The sequence below is a fragment of the Actinoplanes sp. NPDC051633 genome (assembly GCF_040681735.1).
GTDB lineage: Bacteria > Actinomycetota > Actinomycetes > Mycobacteriales > Micromonosporaceae > Actinoplanes.
Map to the genome: position 1 here is coordinate 1 of NZ_JBFAZH010001389.1, position 1,837 is coordinate 1,837.

Sequence of the window (1,837 nt, forward strand, 5' to 3'; positions counted from 1 at the left end):
GCGGCATCCACGGGGTCGGGCGCACCGCCGCGCGGCACGAGGAGGCCGCGATCAATGTGCTGGTCTCGAGGCTGCGGCCGGCGGACCGGGCCACCCGGGTCGGGTCCGGCGAGTTCCTGCTGTTCCTGCCGGGCTTCGCGTACGACGACGCGCTGGCCTTCGCCTATCGGATCGGCACCGACTTCGCGGAGGCGTCTCAGCGCAACGCCTTCGTGTCGCCCGCGGTGACCGTGGCGCTGACCGTGACCCGGCGCCGGCCGCTGCCGGTCGACGAGATCCGTGAGGCGTTGCAGTGGGCGGTGGCCGGGGGCATCCCCGTGGCCACCATCGAGGGCTGACGGGGATCGGACAGTTAGCGGCGGCGGCCTGAGGCAATCGTTACCTGTCGGTTCTTGTCCGCCGGAAGTCACCTTGATGTGATCGCTGGTAACCATCGCAAGACGGTGCTCATCGATGCGTCACTGAGAGGCAATCTCATGAAGATCGATTTCCGGCCGGTATCGGCCTTGTTGATCATGGGCCTGGTGGCCGGGACCGCGCTGGCGGGATGCGGCGGCGACGACGGCGACTCCGAGGCCGGCGGCGGGTCGCTGACCGTGTGGAGCCTGGAGAACCAGACCGACCGGGTTCAGGCCACGCAGAGGATCGCGGACAAGTTCACCGCCGCGACGGGCACCAAGGTGAAGATCGTCGCTACCGACGAGAACCAGTTCAGCAGCCTGATCACCTCGGCTGCCGCGGCAGGCACCATGCCGGACGTGGTCGGTGCGCTGCCGCTGGCCGCGGTCGCCCAGATGGCCGGCAACGACCTGCTGGACAACGAGGCCGCCAAGGCCGTGATCGACCAGCTCGGGACGGCCACGTTCTCGCCGCGCCCGCTCGAGCTGACCAGCCAGGACGGCAAGCAGCTCGCCGTGCCGTCCGACGGCTGGGCGCAGCTGCTCTTCTACCGCAAGGACCTGTTCGACAAGGCCGGGCTGGAGGCGCCGGACACGTACGACAAGATCCGCGCCGCCGCGCAGAAGCTGAACACCGGAGCGACCGCCGGAATCACCATCTCGACAGTTGCCAACGACGCGTTCACCGCGCAGACCTTCGAGAACTTCGCGCTCGGCAACGGCTGCCAGCTGGTCGACGACAACAAGACCATCACACTCGACTCGCCGCAGTGCGTGCAGACCTTCGAGCTGTACAACGACCTGGTCAAGAACTACTCCGTGCCGGGCACCCAGGACGTCGACACCACCCGCGCGACGTACTTCTCCGGCAAGGCCGCGATGGTGGTCTGGTCGTCGTTCCTGCTCGACGAGATGGCCGGTCTGCGCAACGACGCGCTGCCCACCTGCCCGCAGTGCAAGTCCGACAAGGCCTTCCTCGCCAAGAACAGCGGCGTGGTCACGTCGATCGCCGGTCCCGGCGGCCAGCCCGCCCAGTTCGGCGAGATCACCAGCTGGACCATCACCAAGGACGGCAAGAACACCGACGCGGCGAAGAAGTTCGTGGCGTACATGATGAACGAGGGCTACCCGGACTGGCTCGGCATCGCGCCCGAGGGCAAGTTCCCGGTCCGCAAGGGCACCCAGGACGACGCGGCGAAGTTCACCACCGCCTGGAACGGCCTGCCGGCCGGCGTCGACACCAAGAAGCCGCTGGGCGAGGTCTACCCCAAGGACGTTCTCGCCGCGTTGCAGAAGAGCCCGGACACCTTCCAGCGGTGGGGCTTCCCGCAGAAGCAGGGCACCCTGGTCGGGGCGACGCTCGGCGAACTGCCGGTGCCGAAGGCGGTCAACGCCATGACCGGCGGTGAGCTGGACCCGGCCGGCGCCGCGAAACGCGC

The 1,837-nt window shown here is 68.5% G+C and carries 1 protein-coding gene and 1 pseudogene; both read left to right on the forward strand.

What is annotated here, in order from left to right; genetic code table 11:
• Positions 1-338 (forward strand): annotated as a pseudogene (locus AB0M20_RS41270) (hypothetical protein); the annotation flags it as partial.
• A 138-nt stretch (positions 339-476) separates the two neighbouring features.
• The coding region (locus tag AB0M20_RS41275) for an extracellular solute-binding protein (protein ID WP_364306755.1) at positions 477-1,837 on the forward strand (1,361 nt) is incomplete at its 3' end.